The organism is Rhabdochromatium marinum (assembly GCF_016583795.1).
Classification (GTDB): domain Bacteria; phylum Pseudomonadota; class Gammaproteobacteria; order Chromatiales; family Chromatiaceae; genus Rhabdochromatium; species Rhabdochromatium marinum.
In genome coordinates this window covers 136,223-154,913 of the sequence record NZ_NRRS01000002.1, presented here as the reverse complement: position 1 = coordinate 154,913, position 18,691 = coordinate 136,223, and the positions used below count along the sequence as shown (strand labels likewise).

The window sequence follows — 18,691 nt, the reverse complement described above, 5'->3', positions numbered from 1 at the left end:
TGTAAAGGCGGCGATTGCTATCGGTGCGAGCGACGGGAATCAGTCTGCCTTCCCGCTCCCATCGCTGAACTGTTTTTACTGTTACGCCAAGCAACTTCGCCGCCTTGCCTGTTGAGATAGTGTTTTTCATATACCTATTATAGTATCAAAAAGCACTTTTTTTAAGGCTAGAGTCTATCTCCGAGAATTGCCCATTCTGGATCAGTGCAGAGAGCTGCTCGTCCGTCAACTCAAGGACGTGCCGCGCCGCGTTCTTGAATGCTGTTTCTTCCTCGTCGCTGATATTGGCCTGCTGGCTCTTGGCGAACCCGTAGACGAAGAAGGCGCGATGCGCCTGACGGTACAAGATCAGCGTCCGGTAGCCTCCTGAGCGGCCTTGCCCAGGGCGCGCCAAACGCTGCTTGATGACTCCTCCGCCGAGATCAGCATCGATCAGACCCTGCTCCGCTCGCACGACGGCTTCACGTAACATCCCGTCCCGGATCTTCTGCTTGCGCGCGAAGCGCTCGAACCAAGCGTTCTTGAAGATCCTCACGTGCTCTTTCACTCCGATGCTATATCACACTATGTATTATATCACTGAGTCGACACAATCACCTCCGATGCCGACATCGCCGTGCTCTTGTGCGGCGCTCAAGGCCCCCGGTGCCCGCATTGATGCCGCCGTGGGCATGGCCGGGATCGCCTTCGACCTGATATCGAAGCCGGTGTACTCATCAATCTCTTGCCGCTGTGGGAGGGTAATGGACGCACCCCGAGCGCTTTGAGAACCCAGAACTCATCGCTAACATCCATCGCGACGGAATGCGTCTGTGACCCCTGTTCTGTATCTGGCCAAGTCGCGACCTGCGCTCGCTTCGGCGCGTTTGCTGCGCGCGGACGGCGACAGCGACGGGCCTGCAGTCGAACTTCGATCTACGCCGCGCGGAGTTGGAATCGCTTGCGGCGATCGAACGCGCGGTGATCCCCCATGAGGCGGCTTGAGATCTTGTGCGGGCCAAGCGTAACGCCGGATGCGTCAGGTCTTGATGCGTTGCGCGAGCGTTCGCTTGGCTGCTCTGCTCCGCCAGTTGGTTGATCCGATTCATGCTGCGGCTGATCTCGACGGCGACGGCGCTCTGTTCGTGCGCGGCGGTTGCGATCTGCTCGCCCATGTCGTTGACGCCTCCGACGCTCGCGCGGATGGCTGCGATCTCGCTCGTCGACTCCTGGGTGCGGTTCGAGAGGTTGCGCACCTCGTCGACCACGACCGCGAATCCACGACCGGCCTCGCCGGCGCGGGCGGCCTCGATCGCGGCGTTGAGCGCTAGCAGGTTGGTCTGTTCGGCGATTCCGGTGATGGTCTCGATCACCTGCCCGATGCTGGCGCTGCCTGCCTCTAGACGCTTGATGACGGGCTCCATGTCGCGCATCTGCGCGCTGAAGCGATCGATCGACTCGGGCGATCAGCACCCAGGCGATCTGGTTCGCGGCGACGGTCCGCTTCTGGGAAAAAGAGGACAGATCCTGAGGTATCCCCACAAATCCGACCTGCCCGCGCTCATTCGGCGAGCAGTGCATTCCAGTCGATCACGATCAGCGGCTCGCCCACGCCCGCGAGCAGCAGACGACCCAAGGCCGTGTCGATCTGGCGCGCATCGCGTTGCAGATGCACGTTGCCCAGTAGCCGGTCGGCCCGCTTGATGCAATGGCGCAGGTCCGACCGGCCGCCGAAGCGCTGGCCAATCTCGGTCAACGTTAGGCACGGACCACTGACCGCTGCGGCGACGGCTTCGAACAGCACGGCTAGGCGCCGACGGTGGATGCCAACCCGCCGCAGCGCGATACAGCGGTGTAGAACTTAGATTAATCTTTTAGTGGGGATACATCAGAAACTGTCCCCTTTTCTTCCAGCTGCAGAGGGTATCATCCGGCGGAACCTTATCCGCCACGAGGAATAGCCATGAGTGAGACGCCTGACGACGCTGCCCGAATCCCACTTGCCAAGATGCTCGCCCAGCTCCGCCAGGAACTGATCGACGCCAAAGCTGAAGGCGAAGACAAGGACCTCAAATTCTTGGTCGAAGATATCGAGATCGAGCTACAGATGGCGACGACCCAGGAGGGCTCTGGAGGCGTTGGTATCAAGTTCTGGGTCATCGACGCCGACGCCAAGCTCCGCGATAGCACGGTCCAGACTCAAAAGGTCAAGCTCCGGCTGAAGACCGACGCCGACCTGCGTATCAGTCGCAACCGCGGACGCCCGGATTAGCGCATAACGCTGGCAAACCGGCCTTGAGACATGGACGAGCATGAGAAAAACCTGCTGGTCGAGATCTTCGTCAGCGCAGGGGAGCGGGAGAGCAGCCTGACGGGCTATCCGATCGCGCCAGGACGCATCCTGACCGCGCGCCACGGCCTGCTGCCAGACGTTGCGTCAAAGGCTCGTCGGATCGAGGTCCGCTGGCATGAGCAGACAGACCCGGCCAGCCGCCGCTGGCGACGTGCCTGTGTCGTCTGGGAAAGCGAGCCGCTGGATGCCGCCGTCCTGATGTGCCGCTTTCCCGCAGGGCTGCGCGATCGCTTTGGCCTGCCCTCGGACGAGCCGCTGGATGACACCCGGCGTTGGAGTGGCGCAGGGATTGCTGCGGCCGGCGACCAAGGTCCGACCGCGACCGGCTCCTATGACTTTCAGGGCCGTGTCTACTCGGCGGCCTCGCGCAAGACCCGCTTCAGCCTCGGTATCGACGACGCCTGCGATCGACACGCCTGGTACGAGGGCGCTTCCGGGATGCCGGTCTTCATCGACCATCGTCTCGTCGGCATCGCCGTCGCACGGGATCCAGCAGCGCCGACCCGCCGCTTCGAAGCCAGTCCGATGCGCCACATGCTGGCTGACGCCGACTTCCGTCGAGTCATTGGGCACGACGCGCGCCTAGCGCGCCGAGACGCTGCGCTCGATGTTCTTACTCAAGCCCTCCGGGCAACGCGTGCTCACGCCCTCTGTCCCAAGCTCCGCGATGCCTTGGGTGGGGCATCAGCCAACCCCGAAAAACTCGCCGAGGCCCTGCTCGACTGTCCCCTGGAGGGGGTCCTGGGCGCGCTCGACCAGACTTTGGAAGAGCTTCCCCAAGACCTCGCCCAGCCCGCACGTGAAACGGTTGCCATGATCCTGAGTGAGCTGCTCCCTGCGATCTACGATCCGAGCGCCATGGCTGGCACAGCGCAGCGCGGCGCACAGCCCGGTGCTTGGTGTCTCGACCTACCTGCTGGCCTGCGCACCGCTGGCGAGATCATCATGGCGGGCCTGCGCGCCCGTCCGGCCCACTTCAAACCGCTTCCCGATCGACATAGTTTCCCCGAGCCACGAGACCTGCTGCCCTCCGCTCCCGATGAGGGCTTCGATAGTGATGGCCAGGCGCTGGCACAGAACCTCGAGGACGACCTCGCCAACCTGCTTGGCGTCGGCCGTATTCAGGCCGTCGAGAGCTTCCTCGGGCGTACCTTTCGTCCCGAGCGTGAGGCACTGGTCAAGAGTGATCGAGATCGCACTGCCGTGCGTGGAATGGTCCGGCGCGAGCTGCAGACGCGCGCCACCCGTGAGCGCCGCTCTTACTATTTCCTGCTCGATCCCGCAGCAGTCCCAGCGCACGGCGAGGCCATCGCGTCGATCAAGACCCTGAAAGAGCACTATCCGGAGCTCGACTTCGCCATGCTCATCTATGCCCAAGACCTTGATATCTTGGGTCGTGAGGAAGCGCGCTTTCTGCCCCTGCGCTACCTGCTCCCCTGCCTGCAAGAGGCCTTGCCATGACACCGACGCTTCTCGAGATCCAAGCGGGCCACATCGAGCGATTGCCGCAACGCGGTGTCCTGCCCGCGCAAACGCATGTCTTCGATCAAGCCTCCATCCTCGCCATCAATGCCGCGCTGGCCTCGCGCCGGCCGCTGCTGGTCCGTGGCGAGCCCGGGATCGGCAAGAGCCAGCTCGCCCACGCCACCGCTCGCTGCCTGAAGCGTCCCTACCTCGAGCTGGTGGTAGATGCCCGCACCGAGGCCCGCGATCTGCTGTGGAGCTACGATGCCGTGGCACGCCTTGCCGAGGCCCAGCTCGGCAATCCGCTCAAGCTCGAGCACAAGGAGCTCGAGGCGCGTCTAGCGGTCGCCCGCTACGTGCGCCCCGGGCCGCTCTGGTGGGCGCTGAACTGGGAGTCCGCGTGCAAGCACCCCGGCTGTCTCGCCAAACCGATCTGCGACGCTGGCGAAGACGTGAGCAATGGCTGTGTGCTCCTGATCGACGAGATCGACAAAGCGGAAAGCGAAGTGCCCAATGGCCTGCTCGAAGCCTTGGGCAACGGACGCTTCGTGCCCTTCGGAGAAGAGCACGCCGTGGACGCTGTCGGCCCACCGCCGCTGGTGATCATTACCACCAATGAGGAGCGTGAGCTGCCGCCAGCATTCCTGCGTCGCTGCTGGGTGCTCTGCCTGACTCTGCAAGACAGCCGCAGAGGACTCGAAGACGACCTGCGCGCGCGAGCCCTCGCCCACTTTCCGTCCCTCGGCGAGAAACCGGCCGCCGTCGCGGTGCTCGACCAGGCGATCAAACTGGTTGCCGATCAGCGCATCGATGCCAAAACCGAACTGCCGGTGTCCGGTCCGCTGCCGCGCCCAGGCGTCGCCGAGCTGCTCGATCTGCTGCGCGCCGTCACCGAGATGGCACCGCGCAGCCACAAACGCCAGTGCGAGATCCTGGACGACATTCAGGAGTTCGCATTGGTCAAGAACCGGCCGACCGAGCTGTGATCCGAAAGCCTGCCTCGCGCAGCCGCTCCGCCGCTCACGCACCGACCATGCCATCGGCCGCGCTCGGCTGGGCCGACCTAGTGCGGATTCGCGCAGCCGGCGGGCGCGAACTCATGGACGCCGCCGCAGCGCAGCTTGGCTTGGAACGTCATCGCACCCCGGCGACTACGCGCACCACCGCTGAATCGCCCTCTGATGCCGAAGACGCTGCTGACGTGCCGACACCTGGCCATGAGTTGACCGCCAGCACGCTGATGGCCCCCATGCCCCAGCCGCCCTACTGGATGGCAACCGAGCTGAGGGTTCTGGCGACGGCGGACACTTTCGACGCGACGGTCCAGACCCGCACACCCAGCGATGCCTGTGCCGCCAGCTTGCCGGCCTGGACCACCCGTCCGCCGCCGGCGCGCTTCGCACCCTTGAGCCCTTGGCGCGCCCTGCTGCCACGCCTGCGTCGGTCTCTCGCCATCGAGCAGCCCGCACGCGCGCTGGATCTGTCGCGCGTCGTCACGCAGCTCAGCTGCGGCGAGCTGCTGCACACCTTACCTCGGACGACAACTCGGCGATGGGGCAGCGCGCTGCAGATCATCGAAGACCACAGCCGGCGCCTCGTGCCCTACTGGCAGGACCAAGCCTTGGTGGCCCATGAGCTCGCCCGCCTGGTCCCGCGCCACGCGGTCGTGCATGCCATAGTCGACGACGCGCTTACATTGCCGTTGCGGCTTCGCCAACGCGCGCACCTCAATGCGGACTATGCGCCGCCGGCACCGGGGGGTGTGCTGGTGGCTCTTGGAGACCTTGGCGCCCTCACCGAGGCCGACCCGAGGGCCGTGGCATTTTGGTGTGCGCTCGGGCGCGAGGCGCAGCAAGCCGGTGTGCGCGCTGTCGCCTTGGTGCCCTTCGCACCGGCCACCGCACCGGAGGCCATCGCCAGCCATTGGACCCTAATCCCCTGGGAGCGCACAGCAGTTTACCTGACTGCAGCCGAGCGGATGGCCCAAGTCGAGCAGCTGCTCCAGGCGCTCGCCGTCACCGTGCGGGTAGAGCCTGGACTCTTGCGCGAGGTCAGGCGCCTGCTCGGACTCGACGCGGCCACTGAGGCGGCGTTTTGGCAGCACGCCGCCGTCACCAGTCCATCCAGCGTTGCCGCAACCCTGGATACCTCGGTCCTCAAGGCGCGCCGCAGCGAATTCGATCGGCTCGGCCGCCTGCGCGAAACCATTTGGAAGCGGCTCTGCGCTTGGCGCGCGCATCTGCCTGATGCCGTCTTCATCAGCGAGGCCGCACAGCTCAGCGAGCAAGCCGCCGAAGCGCTGCTCTCCGAGACGGAGCGCCGTCTGCTCGTCGAGTTCTTCGATGTCCTCAGCCAACAGCTCGGAACGGTCCATGAGCCGAGCGGCGCGGCCGCCTGGTTCCGGCGCATGGAAGGGCGTGCTCGCAAGCACATCGAGCCCATCTGGGCCAACCAGGCCGTGCATCGCATCTGGGTCGCCCTGCACGCCGACGACGCGGGCGCCGAGCCGCCGCCCAGCCTGCAGCCCAAGGACATGCCGCCCGATGCCGACGACCAAGAGCGGCACATTCGACTTGAGCAGAGGGGCGGTCAACTAGGGTTCGTCCCCGTCGGCGCTTCCGCGACCACCACAGGCAACCCACTTGGCGAGATGACGACGCGAAACCGCTGGGTCGGCGTGAGCACCGAGCAGCAGACAATCGATCGGGATCCCGCCTTCTGGGCTATTGGAGCGCCGCCCTCCTGGGCGACCGATTGGGCCTGGGATGACTACGGCGCCTGGGTCGAGTTCGCGATTGAGGGTAAGGACGGCCAGCCGGCTACCCAGCGGCTGCGCTGGATCAAGCCGGGGAGCTTCCTGATGGGCTCGCCCAAGGATGAGCTGGAGCGATATAACGATGAAGAGCCGCAGCACGAGGTGATAATCCGGGATGGCTTTTGGCTCTTCGATACGGCCTGTCCCCAAGACTTGTGGGAAGCGGTGATGGGAGAGAATCCGAGCCACTTCAAATACCCGGATCGCCCAGTCGAATCAGTGACCTGGATAGATGTCCAGGGCTTCATCGCGACGATCAATGCGCGTCTTCCCGGACTGGGGCTGAGTCTGCCGAGTGAGGCCCAGTGGGAGTATGCCTGCCGGGCGGGGACCACGACACCCTTTGCCTTTCCTGAAACAGCCTTTCTTCGCACCCAGGACGGCAATAGGCTCGTCACGCAAGATGGAATCGGTCTCACTGTTGGAAACCCGGTTACTCCTGAGTTAGTCAACTACAACGGCAACTATCCCTATGCGGATGGGCCAAAGGGACCGTTCCGTGAGAAAACCATCCCCGTGAAAGCCCTGGCGCCAAACGACTGGGGTCTCTACCAGATGCACGGCAACGTCGACGAGTGGGTTCAGGATGCCTGGCACGACAACTACGCAGGCGCACCTGTAGACGGCTCGTCTTGGGAAACCACTGATGCCGGCGCGTACCGTGTGATCCGCGGGGGCTCCTGGAACGGCACCGCGCGGGGCTGCCGTTCCACGTGCCGCGCCAGGCACGCGCCCGCCCTCTGCGGCGACTACCTCGGTTTCCGGTGCGCCCGAGTTCAGGTTCGTGAGCCAGACAAACCGGAGGCGGAGCGAGCGGAGCTGGCCCGACCCGGCCCACGGAGCGGATCCGGCCGGGGCGGGACAGATCCGACGCGCGCAGCCGGGCAGGAGCACGCGAAGCCGGTCCTGCTGCGTCTCGACACGACGCCCTCGGCGAGCACGGAACTGCCGGACGCTCCGGGCCTGGAGATCCGCACCGATCGCGAGATTCTGCACCTACAGCGCTGCGCCAAACCCGCCTGGGCCAACGCCATGGGACGTGACCGCTTTGGGCTCTGGGCCGAATTCAGCATCGATCCGAGCGACGGCGCGCCCGTCATCCAACGCCTGCGCTGGATCCCCCCGGGGCGGTTCCGGATGGGCTCGCCGGAGGACGAGCCTGGGCGTTATGACGACGAGGGTCCGCCGCATGCGGTCACCATCGGCCAGGGCTTTTGGCTCTTCGACACGCCCTGCACCCAGGCGTTGTGGGTGGCCTTGGGACTGGAGAATCCAAGCGAGTTTCAGAACCCGACGCGTCCGGTCGAGCAGGTGAGTTGGGACGACATCCAGCAGCGGTTCCTTCCGGCGCTGAACGAGCGTATTCCGGGCTTTGTTCTGCCCAGCGAGGCACAGTGGGAATATGCCTGCCGAGCGGGGACACAGACGGCACTCTACAGTGGGCCGATCGAGATCCTTGGCGACGCCAATGCCCCCGCGCTTGATTCCATTGCCTGGTATGGAGGAAACAGCGGCGTGGGCTTCGAGCTGGAGAATGGTCAAGAGCGCAGCTGGCTGAGCGATATGCAGTACCCGGAAGGTAAGGCGGGCACGCATCCGGTTGGGCGAAAGGCCCGAAATCCTTGGGGGCTGTACGACATGCTCGGCAATGTTTGGGAATGGACTCAGGACGCCTGGCATGACAGCTACGAAGGCGCGCCCATCAATGGTTCGGTTTGGGAATCCGCTGAGGCCGGCGCGGGCCGGGTGATCCGCGGGGGCTCCTGGTACGACGGCACGCGGGTCTGCCGTTCCGCGTACCGCAACGGGCTCACGCCCGACTTCCGCCTCATCAACCTCGGCTTCCGGTGCGCCCGAGTTCAGGTCTCGTGAGCCATGCGAGCATCGGGACGAGCGTAGAGGCTGCCAGGGATGGCCCGCGCCGTGAGGCGCGTTTCGCACTTCTTCGACCCAACAGGTGAGACGATCGATGCAACTGCGCTTCTTCACCATCCCGATCCACGGCGGCGAGCCGATCGCCGAGGAGCTGAACCGCTTCCTTGCCGCCCAACACATCCTGGCGGTCGAGCGCCACCTGGTGCAGGATGGCGGGGCCAGTGCTTGGGCCGTCTGCGTCGCCTTCGAGCCCGCCGGCGAGGGTGGCCGCCCGCCCACCACCCGGCTCGGCAAGGTCGACTATCGCGAGGTCGTAGGGTCCGCTGTGCGGACCTTCTCTGTGCGATCATCCACCCACCCTATAGCGTCTCGATCCCTATAAACCCAAGGACCTCGATGTCCAACTGGCACCGCGTCTTCCAGCCTGGCGGGACTTACAGCTTCACGCTGGTCACGGAGCACCGCGCGCCCCTCTTCTCCGATCCACAAGCCCGGACAATCCTGCGTCGGACCTTGCACGATTGCCGAGCGCGCTGGCCATTCGAGATGCTGGCCGTCGTCCTCATGCCCGATCATCTGCATACCATCTGGCGTCTGCCGCCGGGCGATTGCGCCTATCCAACGCGCATCGGCTGGTGGAAGAAGGAATTCACCAAGGCATGGTTGGCCGCTGGTGGTCATGAGCAGCTGCGCTCAGAATCCCGGCTGCGGGACCGGCGTCGGGGCGTCCTCCAGCGGAAGTATTGGGAGCATACGATCCGGTCCGAAGAGGACTTGCGGCGACAGATGGATTACATCCACTACAACCCGGTGAAGCACGGCTATGTCGCTTGTGCTCGGGAGTGGCCCTGGTCGACCTTTCATCGCTATCTCAACGTTGGCGCCTATTCGCAGGACTGGGGCTACCAGGAGCCGGATCTTGGAGATGTTGCCGGTGCATTCGGAGAATAGATGCAACATCCGGGGGCGGTTGATACGAGGAATCGGTCCGCACAGCGGACCCTACGGCTGGCGATTACCCTGCACGCGGACGCTGTCGCCTGGCGTCGTGAGCAACTCCGCCGCGTCCCGCTTGCTCCGGCCCTGGCCGAGCTGTAACGTCGAGAGACCGGAGGCGGGTCGCAACCGGCGCGAACCGAGTGATCCGCGGGGGCTCCTGGAACGACAATGCGCGGAACTGCCGTTCCGCCTAGCGCAACAGGAACACGCCCGACAACCGCAACAACAACCTCGGCTTCCGGTGCGCCCGAGCTCACGACCGGGGTGGATACCCTGGACCTGAACAGACCGGCCTTCGGGGCGCTGCTTCAGTCTCGGCTGGAACAGCGCCGCAATCCAATGGCCCCCGGTGTGCCAGTAGCCGGCGCAGATGCCCGGCGAACGCTCGCCGACGGGCCGATTCCAAGCCAATCGAGAACCGCTTATGGGCGACATCCTCAAGATCGACACCGCCTGGCATCCGCTAGTCACCGGCTGCCCGCCCGAGTGGGCGAGCGAGTGGGGCGAGGACCGCTACGGGGTCTTCGTCGCCTTCACTCTGGACGAAGTGACGCAACGGCTGCGCTGGATTCCGCCGGGGCGGTTTTGGATGGGCTCGCCGGAGGATGAGCCGGGTCGGGACGAGGAAGAGGGTCCACGGCACCTAGAGACGATCGAGCAGGGGTTCTGGCTGTTCGACACGCCCTGCACCCAAGCTCTATGGGAAACGCTGCTCGGCGAGAATCCCAGCGACTTTAAGGATCCGTCCCGTCCGGTAGAGCAAGTCAGCTGGCATGACGTCCAGGAACGGTTTCTGCCAGCGCTCAATGCGTTGATTCCAGGCTTTGTCCTACCCAGTGAAGCCCAGTGGGAATATGCCTGTCGCGCCGGCACCCAGGATGCGCTCTACAACGGACCAATCGAGATTCTCGGTGAGGGTGCGGCCTCGACAAGATGTTATTTCGAGGAGTATGCTCTAAGCCTCTGTAAATGATGAGGCGAGGAGCGATCATGGCCACGGTTGTTCGGCGTTCGGGCGAAGAGATCACCATCGAAGTGAGCCTGCCGTTGCATGGTAGCTTGCAGGAGATGGAACAGCAGATTCAGAAGGCGACCAACGCAGTTGGCTGCTGTGCGACGGCCGAGGCATTGGGACGTTTTGATACCGATGGGAGTCCGATTCGCGTCGGCGACATCAAGCTGACTGCGCGCGCCCGCGATCCGAAGGAATACCAAACGGTGCGGCCTTTGAATAATGTGATCACCCGAAACAGGCGGCACCGAATTGATCAATTCGCTGCCAAAATTGTTGCCAGCGCCCGGTCGTTTGGCTCAGCGCCCGCAGGCTGAGTACAATCCCGGCGNTTAGCGCAGGCGATCACGACGGTGGCCGTGAGCTTGGATGGCGCCATGATTCCCATGGCCGACAGCAGCGGGTATCGCGAAGCCATGGTCGGTGCGCTGTCGTTCTACGACACGGCCGGGGAGCGCCAGCACACCATTTACCTGGCCGCCGCGCCAGAATACGGCAAACAGACCTTCACGGAACGGCTGGCCCGCGAAATCACCGCGGCCAAACAGCACTACCCTGACGCGCGGTTCATTGGCATCGCTGACGGGGCTGCTGCCAATTGGTCATTTTTGGCGCAACACACCGAGCAACAGCTCATCGACTTCTATCATGCCAGCGAGTATCTGGCCCTGCTCGCTCAAGCCCGTTACCCCAAGCGCAACGAGCAGAGCGCGCGGGAGCGGTACCGCCACGACCAAGCCCATCGGCTCAAGCATGATCCGCACGCCGTTGATGCCCTCATCAACGAGGCCAAACGATTGGGCGAGAAACGCGGCTTATCCCAAGCGGTTCGCGAAGGCGTGCGCCGCGCTTGGACCTATTTCACCAACCATCGCCACCAGATGGACTATCCCGGTTTCCTCGCCGAGCATTTTCCCATCGGCTCAGGGGTGACTGAAGCGGCCTGCAAGACGCTGGTCAAGCAGCGACTGTGCGCATCGGGCATGCGCTGGAAAACCAAAGGCGCCGGGATTGTACTCAGCCTGCGGGCGCTGAGCCAAACGACCGGGCGCTGGCAACAATTTTGGCAGCGAATTGATCAATTCGGTGCCGCCTGTTTCGGGTGATCACATTATTCAAAGGCCGCACCCGTTTGCCTATGTCGCGCAAGAAGCTGCCATCGGTATTCAAACCTTTGCCAAGATTCGCGGAGACAGTTACTACTATGTAGACAAAACCGGCTTTGGCTACAACTGGACCGGGGAAGCGGTTTACAACCCATTTGATGTCTTGTTGCTGTTCGACAGCCGGCAGTTTCGTCCCTGGTGGTTTGAAACCGCTACGCCCACTTTTTTGATCGAGGTGCTGACCGGGCGCCACACCTTCGTACCCAGTTTGGAGCATCTGCTGACTGACGAACAGTTGCTCTCAACCTTCGATGTTGATTACATCACCACTGAGGCCCTGTTGTTTCAGACTGGCTATTTGACCATTGAGTGCAGACGCCAGTTTGGACTTCTGATGCAGTATGTCTTGCGCTATCCAAATCTTGAAGTCCGCGCCAGTCTGAACAATGCTCTGCTGCATCATTTGCGTGGTCGCGCTGCAGATACACCACACCAGGCCGCGCGTCTGTATGAGCTGCTGCTGGCCAATGACTTTAACGGCTTGCAAGCACTGATCACGGCGTTCTTTGCCAGCATCCCGCACGATTGGTATCGCAACAACCCGATGGCCCAGTACGAGGGCTACTACGCCAGTGTGTTTTATGCCTATTTTGCCAGTCTGGGACTGGACCTGACTCCGGAGGAGAGTAGCAGTGCTGGACGGGTGGATCTAACCCTGAGATTCAACGATCAGGTGTACCTGATCGAATTTAAGGTCATCGAGCACAGCAGTGCGGGCGCGGCCATGGCGCAACTCAAGTCGAAGGGCTATGCCAACCAATACCAGGGGCAAGGTCAGCCCATTCATCTGATCGGGGTGGAATCCAGCGCCGCAGCGCGTGCGGTGGTGAATTTCGAGGTTAAAACCTTGGTTTAATGCCCATTCGAAGGGAGCGGGTAACGTAGAAATCGTAGTGTGAGACGGCCTGCCAAGCCACGACCGGGCCAAGTTTGGCCCGGTGCTGTGGTTCACGGTGCTGTGGTTCAAGCGTTAGGCTTCTTCAGCCACCCGCTCCGGTTTGCTGGCCGCCGCTGGCGGTGTTGGCATGGCCACTTGGGCGCTGCTGGACTCCGGGCGCGGGCCAGTGCCGCCGCAGCCGCCGGGCTGGCACTTGGCGGTGCCTGGAGGCAGGTCGCTGATATCTTCGAGCTGCTGGTTGCCGCCGCCGCAGGCTTTGGGCATGGCGCCGGAGATGGTCGGCGCCGGGGTTCCGGCCGCTGTGGCTCCCGGGCGCTTGGCCGGCGGTGCCTTCTTCCAAGCGTTGTGATCTGGTTCGACGATCTTTGACTTGTTCTTGTCGTAATCGAATTTGATCAGCTTCTTGAACAATGGCCCCCAGTAGTTCTGCTTGCCGAGCTGATAGAAGCGCCGCTCCAGGGCGCTCTTGAAGAAGGCCCTGATGCAGCCGATCAGATACTTGCGGCGGAAGGGATCGCGTACCCAGGGATACTGGAACAGCATCCGCTTCATGTAGAAGCGCCGATAGTTGGCCATGACGCCGTCGAGCAGCTCGGCGCGGTCGATGTTGTCGGGCTTCATGATCGGCGAGACGAAGTTGTACTTCGAATAGTCGAACACCTCGACCTTGTCGCCCATCTCGGTGAACATATCTGAGAACGGCCAGGGAGTGTACATCGACCAGTTGGCCATGTCTGCACCCCAGTCCATGACATACCGATAGGTCTCTTCGAGCGTCTCGCGGGTCTCGTTCTCCAGGCCCACAATGAACTGCGCCTCGGTGACGATGCCGTTTTCCTGCAACAGCCGCACCGCGCGCTTGTTCTGCTCGATCGTGGTCTCCTTGACGAAGCGATCCAGATTGAGCTGCGCGGCGGCCTCGGTGCCGAGCGACACATGCACCAGGCCGGCCTTGCGGTAGAAGGGCAGCAGATCCTCGTCACGCATCACGTCGGTGACGCGGGTATTGATGCCCCAGTGGATGCCGAGATTGCGGTCGATAAGTTCCTGACAGAAGTCAACGAACATTTTTTTGTTGATCTGGGGTTCTTCGTCAGCCAGGATGAAGAAGCCCACCCCATGGACCTTCACCAGTTCCTCGATCTCATCGACCATGCGCTTGGGGTTGCGCACGCGATAGTCGCGCCAGAACTTCCACTGCGAGCAGAAGCTACAGGTGAAGGGACAGCCGCGCGCCATGTTCGGGGTGGCGACCGGCACGCCAAGCGGAATGTAGATGTATTTTTTCCACTCCAGGATACCCCAATCGGGCCAGATGGCGTCCACGTCACTGATGGAGGGTTCGGCCTCGGTGGCAATGACCTTGCTCTGCTCGTCGAGGAAGGCGATGCCGCGCACCGATTCGCGCTCGGCTGGCCAGCGGCCCTCGTCGATGCAGCGCACCAGGTTCAGCGTCACTGCCTCGCCCTCGCCGCGCACGATGACATCGATCCAGGGCGCCTCGTCCAGCACCTGATTGTACATAAAGGTGCCGTGGATGCCGCCAAGCACGGTGACGGCGTTCGGGTGCTCTTCCTTGGCGATCTGCAGCACGCGCTGGGCGGCATAGATCATTGGCGTCATGGCCGTGGTGGCGATGATGTCCGGCTGGGTGGCGCGGATGGCCGCGCGCATTTGCTCGTCGTTGAGCTGTTCCACCAGACCATCAATGAACTGGTAATCCTGATAGCCACCCGACTTCAGATAGCCGGCAATATAGGCAACCCAGGCCGGTGACCAGTTACCGGCGATATCGGCGGCACCGGCGCTGTAGTTGGGGTGAATGAACAAAATGCGCATGCTGATCTCCGCAGGATTGAACCAAGAGCGGTTCCGCTAACTTGACCAGCTATAGCAGCAAATTCGCCACGAGCTGTCAAACCTTTGCGCTTGGTGGCGGACTGGCGGGTGGGCGGGTGAGGCGTCATACTCGCACGCATGCGAGTAAATGATCCGATCTCCAGCTCCCACCACAGACACCTGGTGCCGGAAGGCGCCGCCTTGTCCCATGGCGGTCGCCTGCGTGCGGCGGCGATGGCTGTTGGCCGCCCGTTGTCAGACTGGCTGGATCTGTCCACCGGCATTCACCCCATCGGCTGGCCGGTGCCGCCGGTGCCGCCCTCTTGCTGGCAACGGTTGCCCGAGGAGGAGGACGGGCTGGAAGCCGCCGCGCGCGACTACTATGGCTGCCCGACCCTGCTGCCGGTGGCTGGCTCCCAGGCGGCGATCCAAGCGCTGCCCCGGTTGCGCGAGTGCTCGCGGGTCGCTTTGCTGGCACCGGGCTATGGGGAGCATGCGGCGGCCTGGCGTGGCGGTGGACATCAGGTGAGGAGTATTGATGCGCTGCACCGCCCTGCGGCGGTGACGCAGGCGCTGGAGCGAGCCCTTGATGCGGTGGAGGTGCTGGTGCTGATCCAGCCAAACAATCCAACCGGGTTGCGCTGTCCGCCGGAGCAGCTGCTGGCCTGGCATCAGCGCCTGGCGGATCGAGGTGGCTGGCTGATTGTGGATGAGGCCTTCATGGATGCCACGCCGGAGCAGAGTCTGGCACAGCAGTCGGCGCGACCGGGGCTGATCGTGCTGCGTTCCCTGGGCAAGTTTTTCGGGCTGGCTGGTGCCAGAGTTGGCTTTGTGTTGGCTGAGCCGGCCTTATTAGCGCGCATGCGGGCGCTGCTGGGCCCCTGGACGCTCAGCACGCCAGCACGCTGGCTGGCGGAACAGGCGCTGCGAGATCGGGTCTGGCAGCAGGAGACGCGCGCGGGTTTGAGCGCTGCTGGTGCACGTCTGGCGGCCTTGTTGAGCCGTTATCATCTGCCACCGAGCGGCGGTTGCGGCTTGTTTGCCTGGGTGCGCACCGAGCGGGCACCCTTGCTGTGGCAGCAGTTGGCTCGCCAGGGGATACTGACGCGCCTGTTTGTAGAACCGCCGAGTCTGCGTTTTGGGTTGCCGGGGGACGAGGCGGCCTGGCAGCGGCTGGAGTATGCGCTTAGTGGTTGTGTGTTGGGCGCTGGGGATTAACCGCTGGGTGTCTATGAACGTTTTTGCCGGATACGCTACGCTTGTCTGGCCTATGTTTTTTAAGAGTTAAGATTCCGTGAAAACTATGCAAAGCTCTCATCTCTCAGAGAAAGCCATCCCCTTGAATGAGCGTTTGATCGTGGCGTTGGATGTACCGGATGCAGAGGCCGCTCGGGCGCTGGTCAGAACGCTTGGCCCAGCCTGTCAGTTCTACAAGGTCGGGCTGGAGCTGTTTATGGCGGGCGGCTATTTCGAGCTGGTGGAATGGCTGCGTGGGCAAGGCAAGCGGGTGTTTTGCGATCTCAAGTTCTTTGATGTGCCGGAGACGGTTGGACGCGCGGTGCGGCGGCTGAGTGACCGACAGGTAGACTTTGCCACTGTGCATGGCAATGACAGCATGCTGGAGGCCGCAGCTCGCGAGAAGGGCGACCTGAAAATTCTGGCGGTGACGGTGCTGACCAGCCTGGATCGCTCGGATTTGGATGCCCTGGGGTTTGACTGCGATGTCGAGGATCTGGTGGTGTCGCGCGGGCGCAAGGCGTTACGCCTGGGTTGCGATGGGGTGATCTCCTCGGGTCTGGAAGCGCCGCGTCTGCGTGCCGAGCTGGGCGAGCGCTTCCTGGTGGTGACGCCTGGGATTCGGCCGGTTGATAACCGCCCGGTGGATGATCAGAAGCGCACGGTGGATATCGAACAGGCGTTTCGCAATGGCGCCGATTATGTGGTCATTGGCCGCCCGATTCGCGATGCCGAGGATCCACGCGCCGCAGCGGAGCGGGCGCAGCAGCAGATTGCGGGGGTGTTTGGCTGATCAGGCAAGAAAAATCCGCTCCAAGGCGCTGCGGCTGTGGTTGCCGTTGTGATCTTCGGCGATCAAGAAGTAGCGGATGTCGCCCAGGCCGGGGGGTAGGGCGGCGGTGAAGTAGTGCGCGGTGACGCGCGCGCCGGTTTCGCAGGGATAGGGGCCGTGATCGGTCATGTCAATGATCTGCTCGCTGGCGTGATCGCCCGAGGCGCTGCGCAAATGCAAGCGCAGGCGGGCAATGCCGGAGAGATCATAAGCAAAGCTGTGCAGGGTTGCTTCACGCGGGGCGTCTTCGAGGCCACCGGGGCGCCATTGCTGGCCGCCGGGGTTTTCGGGTGTGACCCAGGGCGGGAAGAGCGTGGGGCCGGTACGATCGGCGCGGGTGTCGGCTAGGCGCTGGAACTCGGTGCCGGCCAGCGACCAGGCTTGATTGGCGGCGCGGGTGACCTGGCTGTCCCAGACGCTTTGGCCGGTCCAGTACCAGTAGTCGCTGGCCTCGGCGGTGAGCATCAGGCGTACCAGCTGCGACAGCAGTGGGTGCTCGGGTTCGCTGTCCTCAAGCGTATGCACAGCATTGTGCAGCGCCGTGAGCACCGCCCAGGAGTTGAGATCCGGTGAGTAGGACTCGCGGTAGCGACCGAACCACTTCATGAACTGCGGGTCGCCGTTGTCAGCACCGCTCCAGGAGCCGGCTTCGAGATGCACTGCCTGACTGGGATCGGGCGGGAAGCGGTCGAGGTAGTCGGCGGTGGTGGTGAGTTCGAAGCGCGGATCCTCGCGTAGCCAGGCAAGCAGCGCAGCGGTGTTGTGGCGGTAGTAGCTCTCGGCGCCGCCACCGTGGTTGTCGCCATCGGAGTGCAGCAGAAAAAAGGGCGGATGCTGCGGGTTGAAGCTGTGATGGCGTTCAAGCTGGGCATGGACCTGGCTGAAGACATCCGGATATTGCAGGGCACCGAAGCCGCCGCGGGCGTCCTCGTTGCCAATGTAGCGCTCGGCGGGCACGCCGATAATTGTGTGCTCGATCCCCTCGGGATCGGTGTAAGCCAGGTATTCGGGGCGCAGCAGGCTCGGGGCGATTTCCGAGCCGGTCCAGACATTGCCCAGCCGCAGCCAGTCGCTGGCCGGTGGATTGACCTGATCGGCCGGGTTAGGCGGCAGCATGCCTTCAGTCGAGCCGCCGTAGGGATAGTCGCGACAGGCGCGGTAGCGGTGAATGGAGTCGTAGATAACGGCGCGAATGCCAGCCTGATTCAGCGCCGGGATGATGCGCGGATGAAAGGCGGTTTCGGGTGGAAACAGAATATCCGAGGCCGGGGCGCCAAACATGCGCGGAATGAGTTCCCGATGCTGCTGAATCTGGCGCACGATGTTGCGCGGCGGGATCAACGGCATCAGCGGATGGTAAAAGCCGAAGGCGCTGAGGTCGAGGCGGCGATTGCCAGCGGCGGTGGTCAGCTGGGCGGCCTGGCGCAGGGCGGCGGTCCAGTCGCCGAAGCGACCGCCAGCGCGTCCGGTCGCGGCACAGCGTTCCAGCTGTTCGATCAGGGAGCCGCTCCAGCTGCAACTCAGGCCGGCGTGCGGCAGCCCGGATTCCTCGTATTGGTGAATGGCGGCAGGAACAAAATCGGTGTAAGGGCCGCTGCGGGTGCCAAAGATGCCGTCTTTTTCGCCATCCCAATAGTCCGGATCCACGGCATCATAGTAGGGCTGGTGCATATGCTTGTGGATGCCGAAGTAGAGCTTGGGCTGGTCGCGGCCGGCGCGGATAGAGGGGGTGGCGGCGGGCTGTTGGTGGTTGTGCTTGGAGGTGGCTTCACGCGGGCTTGGCGTGGCGCGGATCAGTTGCAGGGCACGAAAGCTTTTGATCCAGTCATTGTCGTTGGCACGGGTGAAGTTCGCCTGCCGGCAGCCCTCGATTTGAATCTGTACCTCGCCCTCGCTGAGCAGGCCAGCGGGAATGTCGGCGCGATACTGATAGCCCTGCTGTGGATCGTCGGACATCCACACAATCTGCTGATTGCGAAACAGATGCTCGCGCCCATGTTGGCGCAGAATGACTTGCGGAAAGGGGATGGCGCCGTCGGCGGTCAGGGTGACTGCGAAGGCGGGATTACCGCCCTTGGCTTCGCAGGGCAGTTGCGCGGGCAGTTCGATGGAAAGAAACCGGGTGAATACGTTATCCATAGGATCGCACAGAACTTGAAGACGCTGGTGTCGTGTGTGTCATGGCGCGTGCCGTTTCGGCGCGGGCGTCGCTGTAGTGCCTAT

Annotated in this window: 16 protein-coding genes and 2 pseudogenes; 12 read left to right on the top strand and 6 right to left on the bottom strand. The window is 63.3% G+C overall.

The genetic code is table 11. The features are described 5' to 3' along the window. The 4 genes and pseudogenes from CKO36_RS20365 to CKO36_RS01490 all read right to left on the bottom strand — a co-directional run. Positions 1-130 (bottom strand): MerR family transcriptional regulator (locus CKO36_RS20365; RefSeq protein ID WP_200279514.1); only part of this gene is annotated, 130 nt, incomplete at its 3' end. Between the two features lie 15 nt (positions 131-145). Then, positions 146-547, bottom strand: coding sequence for a type II toxin-antitoxin system RelE/ParE family toxin (locus tag CKO36_RS01500; protein WP_338053399.1), 402 nt, complete (start codon positions 545-547; stop codon positions 146-148). A gap of 505 nt (positions 548-1,052) precedes the next feature. Continuing rightward, positions 1,053-1,436 (bottom strand): annotated as a pseudogene (locus tag CKO36_RS19485) (methyl-accepting chemotaxis protein); the annotation flags it as partial. A gap of 104 nt (positions 1,437-1,540) precedes the next feature. Next, a complete protein-coding gene (locus tag CKO36_RS01490) occupies positions 1,541-1,783 on the bottom strand; it encodes a hypothetical protein (protein WP_200279511.1) in 243 nt (80 codons plus the stop codon). A gap of 159 nt (positions 1,784-1,942) precedes the next feature. On the opposite strand from CKO36_RS01490, the gene CKO36_RS01485 reads away from it, so the two are divergent. The 10 genes and pseudogenes from CKO36_RS01485 (at position 1,943) to CKO36_RS01435 (ending at position 12,519) form a co-directional block, all read left to right on the top strand. Further along, complete coding sequence (locus CKO36_RS01485; protein WP_200279508.1) at positions 1,943-2,251, top strand: trypco2 family protein; 309 nt, start codon at positions 1,943-1,945, stop codon at positions 2,249-2,251. Positions 2,252-2,281: 30 nt separating this feature from the next. Continuing rightward, complete coding sequence (locus tag CKO36_RS01480) at positions 2,282-3,793, top strand: trypsin-like peptidase domain-containing protein (protein ID WP_200279505.1); 1,512 nt, start codon at positions 2,282-2,284, stop codon at positions 3,791-3,793. Then, positions 3,790-4,782, top strand: a complete 993-nt coding sequence (locus CKO36_RS01475; RefSeq protein WP_200279502.1) for an AAA family ATPase — start codon at positions 3,790-3,792, stop codon at positions 4,780-4,782. The genes CKO36_RS01480 and CKO36_RS01475 overlap by 4 nt, the downstream gene beginning before the upstream one ends. A gap of 113 nt (positions 4,783-4,895) precedes the next feature. After that, the gene (locus CKO36_RS19480; RefSeq protein ID WP_242469314.1) at positions 4,896-8,483 is read left to right on the top strand and encodes a formylglycine-generating enzyme family protein; all 3,588 of its coding nucleotides are present in this window, start codon (positions 4,896-4,898) and stop codon (positions 8,481-8,483) included. Between the two features lie 97 nt (positions 8,484-8,580). Then, entirely contained in the window at positions 8,581-8,868 is a 288-nt protein-coding gene (locus CKO36_RS01460; RefSeq protein WP_200279499.1) for a hypothetical protein, read from the top strand. Positions 8,869-8,882: 14 nt separating this feature from the next. After that, positions 8,883-9,437 (top strand): REP-associated tyrosine transposase, encoded by a 555-nt coding sequence (locus CKO36_RS01455; RefSeq protein ID WP_200279496.1) that lies wholly within the window; start codon positions 8,883-8,885, stop codon positions 9,435-9,437. Positions 9,438-9,909: 472 nt separating this feature from the next. Beyond that, positions 9,910-10,458, top strand: coding sequence for a formylglycine-generating enzyme family protein (locus CKO36_RS01450; RefSeq protein ID WP_200279493.1), 549 nt, complete (start codon positions 9,910-9,912; stop codon positions 10,456-10,458). A 17-nt stretch (positions 10,459-10,475) separates the two neighbouring features. Next, positions 10,476-10,814, top strand: coding sequence for a hypothetical protein (locus tag CKO36_RS01445; protein ID WP_200279490.1), 339 nt, complete (start codon positions 10,476-10,478; stop codon positions 10,812-10,814). A 15-nt stretch (positions 10,815-10,829) separates the two neighbouring features. Then, positions 10,830-11,603: pseudogene (locus CKO36_RS01440) on the top strand (ISKra4 family transposase); the annotation flags it as partial. Continuing rightward, positions 11,584-12,519, top strand: a complete 936-nt coding sequence (locus CKO36_RS01435) for a PD-(D/E)XK nuclease domain-containing protein (RefSeq protein WP_338053397.1) — start codon at positions 11,584-11,586, stop codon at positions 12,517-12,519. The pseudogene CKO36_RS01440 and the gene CKO36_RS01435, both read left to right, overlap by 20 nt. 114 nt (positions 12,520-12,633) lie before the next feature. Here CKO36_RS01435 and bchE read toward each other — a convergent pair whose 3' ends face one another. Further along, a complete protein-coding gene (gene bchE, locus CKO36_RS01430; RefSeq protein WP_200279481.1) occupies positions 12,634-14,400 on the bottom strand; it encodes a magnesium-protoporphyrin IX monomethyl ester anaerobic oxidative cyclase in 1,767 nt (588 codons plus the stop codon). Between the two features lie 219 nt (positions 14,401-14,619). On the opposite strand from bchE, the gene cobD reads away from it, so the two are divergent. Together cobD and pyrF are read left to right on the top strand one after the other, a co-directional pair. Continuing rightward, a complete protein-coding gene (gene cobD, locus CKO36_RS01425) occupies positions 14,620-15,618 on the top strand; it encodes a threonine-phosphate decarboxylase CobD (protein ID WP_275957803.1) in 999 nt (332 codons plus the stop codon). Positions 15,619-15,703: 85 nt separating this feature from the next. Continuing rightward, positions 15,704-16,429 (top strand): orotidine-5'-phosphate decarboxylase, encoded by a 726-nt coding sequence (gene pyrF / locus CKO36_RS01420; RefSeq protein WP_200279556.1) that lies wholly within the window; start codon positions 15,704-15,706, stop codon positions 16,427-16,429. Here the strand turns inward: pyrF and CKO36_RS01415 are convergent, their stop codons facing one another. Next, positions 16,430-18,607, bottom strand: coding sequence for a polysaccharide deacetylase family protein (locus CKO36_RS01415; RefSeq protein ID WP_200279475.1), 2,178 nt, complete (start codon positions 18,605-18,607; stop codon positions 16,430-16,432). Between the last annotated feature and the right edge of the window lie 84 nt (positions 18,608-18,691).